Origin of the sequence: Elstera sp., assembly GCF_044372965.1 — a bacterium.
Lineage (GTDB): Bacteria > Pseudomonadota > Alphaproteobacteria > Elsterales > Elsteraceae > Elstera.
Genome location: NZ_JBILQX010000249.1, coordinates 1 through 4,242, shown reverse-complemented (window position 1 = coordinate 4,242; position 4,242 = coordinate 1). Strand labels below are relative to the sequence as shown.

Below are 4,242 nucleotides of genomic sequence, written 5' to 3'. Positions count from 1 at the left end.
CACGCGCGAATAGGTGCTGCCGCCTTCGTACAAGGGGGCGGAGACCTGCACGGTCACGCTGGCCGACGAGGTCCGCTCGACGCCAATCTGTTGATCGTGGCGACGACTAACGTCGCCGACGAGGCTAACGGTTGGCAGCAGTTCGCCGCGCACTTCATCCACCGCCAGCTTGGCGACGCCTTCATCATATTGGGCGGCGGTAATCGCTGGATTATTGGCCTGCGCCAAGGTGCGCGCTTCTTCCAGCGACGTGGGAATAAGCTGCAGCGGGACGATCGGCGTTGACAGATTGGTGGGCTCGAGCCCAGTCGAGCGCGTGAAGCTCGCTTTGGAGGAGCGCAACTGCCCTTCCGCCGCTTGCTTATCGGCAATCACGCTCGCAAGGCGGGCCTCGGCTTGGCTCACATCGGTCCGGGTGACTTCGCCCACGCGGAACCGATCCTGGGCCGCTTGCAACTGCTGTTGCAGCACCAGCTCGTTATTCGCATTCAACTCAACCACCGCCTGATCGCGGATAACATTCACGTAGAAGGTGGCCGTATCGAGAAAAATCTGCTGTTCGGTCGCAATCAAGCGCGCCCGTTCGGCTTGAATTTCATTCTTGGCGCGCTCGGTTCCAGCTTCGGTCCGCCCGCCGCGATAGAGCGGCTGCGTCACCGAAATGCCGTAGCTCTTCGGCGTCAGGTTCTGCTTGTTGGTTCGGGTCGACACCTGCTCCGTATGCAAACGCCCGACCGAAGCCGAGGTTGATACCGTCGGACGCCACCCGGCTTGGGCCTGGGGCAAGCGTTCATCGGTGGCCCGCAAGCGCGCCCGGCCCGATAAGAGCTGCGGGTTGGTCTGATAGGACTGCGTCCACGATTGGTCCAGTGTCTGGGCCATCGCCGGCACAGCCACCATCGTCCCCAACAACAAGGCTGCCGAAAGGCTTCCCATTAGGATTCCATGACGCGCAGAAAACACCATCTCGACCTCTCCCATCCGGGCCAATCGCCTCAGGACAGGCCTGAAGGCGAGTACGCACTGTAATTGCGATTACAAACTTAGTAGCGCGACAGGCTCGGGTCAACCTCCGAGGCCCATCGATCAATACCGCCGACTAAGTTAACCGCGTTATCAAAGCCTATTTCCCGCAGAAAACGGGTCGCCTGTAAAGAGCGCCCGCCGTGGTGACATAGAATCACCAAAGCTCCTACGCGCGGCAAGCCGTCAACCTGCGTTGGTAAACTGCCAAGCGGGATAAGGCGCGATACCGGTAAATGGACGTGGCTCCACTCCCATTGCTCGCGCACATCGATCACCGTGACCGGCTCCCCCGCTTCAAGCCAAGCCGAAAGCGTGCCGACATCGATTTGAAGGGGAAATTCTTCGGGCATGGTCAGCCGATCAAAAAACGAATTGCGGCTTGGGCGCGAATTCGGGCAGCAGCGGCGTTGCCGAATCGAACAGCGTGCGCCCGGCGGCAACCCCGCCCCGCTTGACGAACAGGGTCGCGCTGCCCATCGGCGGCTCACCCCCGCCCGCCACTTCCGGCTTGAGGATGGTCACGAGACGCCCGCCATCGGCGAGCAGGTCCAGCAAAGCCGCCGGCACTTTTGGCAGTGCGCCGCAAATCAGGATAACGTCAAAGCTCTGCCCTACCAGCCCATCGGCCTGGGCGAGCACACCATCGAGCGGCGCTTCGACAAGGGTAACCGGAACCGGCGCGGCAGCAAGCGCCCGGCGCGCCAGATCCAGCAAGCTGGCACGGCTATCGAGCGCCGTCACCGTGCCCGCCAACTGTGCCAGAAGGGCCGCGCCATATCCCGTGCCGGTCGCAAAATCCAGCGCCCTATCGGTCTTCTTAACCTCAGCAGATTGAAGCAGACGGGCGATGATCATCGGCTCCAGCAAAAACCGGCCCGGTGCCACCGTCAGATCCTCATCAATATAGGCGACTGGGCGCAGTGCTTCCGGCACAAAAGCTTCGCGCGGCACCGTCGCCATTGCGGCGATCACGTCCGGGTCGATCACCTTATTGGTGCGCACTTGGCATTCGATCATATTCGCGCGAGCGGCTGCGTAATCCATGGGCCTGTAATCCACCTCTCCCAAACCACCCTATGGGGCGGCACTCTGCTTAGGGTTATAGGCGCGCCCTTTCGCTTGTGCAACGCAAAGCCGCGCCGATTTTAGGGGTTCCTGTCACCTCTTCCAGGCGCGACCCACTGAAAGACACTTGACCTTCATTTTCCTTCAGGATACACCGCGCATCCGCATCGGTTTAGACCGAGCAGGCGCGCCCAGGGGCCGGGTGGCAGAGTGGTCATGCAGGGGACTGCAAATCCCCGTACAGCGGTTCGATTCCGCTCTCGGCCTCCATACGCGCGTTCTGTTTAGTCTGATCGGGCAAGACCGGCAGGGCACCGATGAAAATCGGCCTTGGCAGACCTCAACGGGTTTGCTACACACGCCGGACTTGACGCACGGCACCTATTCCCAGGTAGCTCAGCGGTAGAGCAGGCGGCTGTTAACCGCCTGGCCGGGGGTTCGAATCCCTCCCTGGGAGCCAGCGTTTTAAAAAGTGTCGCGTTATGTGCTTGGTTGATCCCAGGTAGCTCAGCGGTAGAGCAGGCGGCTGTTAACCGCCTGGCCGGGGGTTCGAATCCCTCCCTGGGAGCCATCTTTGCACAGCGCTTGAAACAAAAAGCCCCTGCCCTTTCGGGCGAGGGGCTTTTTGTTTGCCTTAGCTCCGCTCGACCTCCGACGCCGCCCGATCAAGCGCACTCGTGATCGTCGTCAGCGCGCTCGCCGAAAGTTCGCCTTTTGCCAGCCGCACCCGCAGCGCCGCGCGCAGATTATCCATCGCCCGCAGCAGTTCCGGGGCCGGTGCGCCGCCGAAGCGGGCAAGCGCATCGTTCAGCCGCTCCCGCGCCGCCCGAATGGCCGCCGCATTTACCTCGATTTCGGCGCGCCCGGCATCGGTCAAACTATAGAGTTTCTTGGCCCCCTGGGCCTCACTGGCGATAAAACCCATTTCCTCAAGCAGCGTCAGCATCGGATAAACCGCGCCGGGGCTGGGGGCGTAGTGACCGTTGAAAGCATCTTCGATCGCTTTAATCACCTCGTATCCGTGGCGGGGCTGCTGAGCGATGAGATCGAGGGCCAGCCAGCGCAGATCGCCCTGCTCCAGCGGACGGCCGCGATGGTGATCGCCATGCCCCCGGCCACGCCCAAAACCTTGGCTAAAACCCCGGCCCCCACGGCCCACTCCGTTCCGTTTATCGCCAAACACTGCCACATCCTCTTCATTGAAACCATACTCGTGCCGATGAGCGTGCCGATGACGGGCGATATGCTCGCAAAACCACTTCCAGCGCCCATCTTGGCCACGATGCCGCCCCCAGGCTATGCGGGGATCGACGCTAGAGCCATATGCATCATTTGTCATTTTGTCATTCCTCAGGTAAGGGCCGCGCGCGCAAACCGTCTGAACTGTCGGCGGCGCGACGCATAGGATCGATATTTCGACAGCCTGTCGTTGCTGTTTCGATATATTGAAAATGAGGATAACAAAAACCCCCTCGAAAGCAAGTTCGATATATCAAAAACTATTCTGAAAGCGTCTGAGGAGGGCCTACCCGAAGGTCAGCTTCAGCCCGTCGAGGATCGATTGCGCCGAGAGCGCTGCCAACAACAGGCCCATCACGCGGCTAACGACCAGGATTCCCGTCCGCCCCAACACCCGGCGCAACAGGGTGCCGAAGAGCATCACAATCAGCGTAACAGCCAGCACGGCGGCGATGACGGAGGCAACGCGCAGATCGTCAAGCCACCCCGCCGTGCCGCCGCTGCCCATCAGCATAACGGCCAAGATAGAGCCTGGCCCGGCGATCCCCGGCATGGCGACGGGGAAAACCGCAACCTCGCTCACCGCCGCGCTGCGCTCCTCGCTCGGCACCGCCTCGTGACCATCGAAGATCATTTTCAGCGCAACGAGAAACAGAATAACCCCGCCCGCAATGCGGAAGGCCGGAAAACCGATGCCCAATTGCGTTAGCAAGGCTTGGCCAATGAGCAGGAACAGCACCAGCACACCGAAGGAAATGACAATCGATAGTCGCCCAACCCGGCGGCTATCGGCGCTGTTCATCCCCGCAATCGCCGACAGATAAATTGGCAGCACGCCAATCGGGTCGATGACCACGAACAGCGTAATGAAATCCGAAAGCCAGGCGGAGAGCGACATGGGCCTAATCCTTC

General features: G+C 61.1%; 5 protein-coding genes and 3 tRNA genes. 3 read left to right on the top strand and 5 right to left on the bottom strand.

What is annotated here, in order from left to right; translation table 11 throughout:
- The 3 genes from ACIQ36_RS18965 to ACIQ36_RS18955 form a co-directional block, all read right to left on the bottom strand.
- Positions 1–966 (bottom strand): TolC family outer membrane protein (locus ACIQ36_RS18965; protein ID WP_395832261.1); only part of this gene is annotated, 966 nt, incomplete at its 3' end.
- A 77-nt stretch (positions 967–1,043) separates the two neighbouring features.
- The gene (locus tag ACIQ36_RS18960; RefSeq protein ID WP_395832258.1) at positions 1,044–1,376 is read right to left on the bottom strand and encodes a rhodanese-like domain-containing protein; all 333 of its coding nucleotides are present in this window, start codon (positions 1,374–1,376) and stop codon (positions 1,044–1,046) included.
- A gap of 10 nt (positions 1,377–1,386) precedes the next feature.
- Positions 1,387–2,070, bottom strand: a complete 684-nt coding sequence (locus tag ACIQ36_RS18955; RefSeq protein WP_395832256.1) for a protein-L-isoaspartate O-methyltransferase — start codon at positions 2,068–2,070, stop codon at positions 1,387–1,389.
- Positions 2,071–2,287: 217 nt separating this feature from the next.
- Here ACIQ36_RS18955 and ACIQ36_RS18950 point away from each other — a divergent pair.
- The 3 genes from ACIQ36_RS18950 to ACIQ36_RS18940 all read left to right on the top strand — a co-directional run bounded on the left by ACIQ36_RS18950 (position 2,288) and on the right by ACIQ36_RS18940 (position 2,662).
- Positions 2,288–2,361: transfer RNA gene (locus tag ACIQ36_RS18950), tRNA-Cys, on the top strand.
- Between the two features lie 115 nt (positions 2,362–2,476).
- Positions 2,477–2,551 (top strand) — tRNA-Asn (locus ACIQ36_RS18945).
- 36 nt (positions 2,552–2,587) lie between these two features.
- Positions 2,588–2,662 (top strand) — tRNA-Asn (locus ACIQ36_RS18940).
- A 63-nt stretch (positions 2,663–2,725) separates the two neighbouring features.
- Here the strand turns inward: ACIQ36_RS18940 and ACIQ36_RS18935 are convergent.
- Both ACIQ36_RS18935 and ACIQ36_RS18930 read right to left on the bottom strand, forming a co-directional pair.
- Positions 2,726–3,430 (bottom strand): PadR family transcriptional regulator, encoded by a 705-nt coding sequence (locus tag ACIQ36_RS18935; protein WP_395832254.1) that lies wholly within the window; start codon positions 3,428–3,430, stop codon positions 2,726–2,728.
- 186 nt (positions 3,431–3,616) lie between these two features.
- Positions 3,617–4,228 (bottom strand): MarC family protein, encoded by a 612-nt coding sequence (locus tag ACIQ36_RS18930; protein ID WP_395832252.1) that lies wholly within the window; start codon positions 4,226–4,228, stop codon positions 3,617–3,619.
- Positions 4,229–4,242 lie beyond the last annotated feature (14 nt).

Excerpts from the sequence above, each read along its gene's own strand:
- ACIQ36_RS18960 (WP_395832258.1), bottom strand. The coding sequence starts at position 1,376 with ATGCCCGAAGAATTTCCCCTTCAAATCGATGTCGGCACGCTTTCGGCT.
- ACIQ36_RS18955 (WP_395832256.1), bottom strand. The coding sequence starts at position 2,070 with ATGGATTACGCAGCCGCTCGCGCGAATATGATCGAATGCCAAGTGCGC.
- ACIQ36_RS18935 (WP_395832254.1), bottom strand. The coding sequence starts at position 3,430 with ATGACAAATGATGCATATGGCTCTAGCGTCGATCCCCGCATAGCCTGG.
- ACIQ36_RS18930 (WP_395832252.1), bottom strand. The coding sequence starts at position 4,228 with ATGTCGCTCTCCGCCTGGCTTTCGGATTTCATTACGCTGTTCGTGGTC.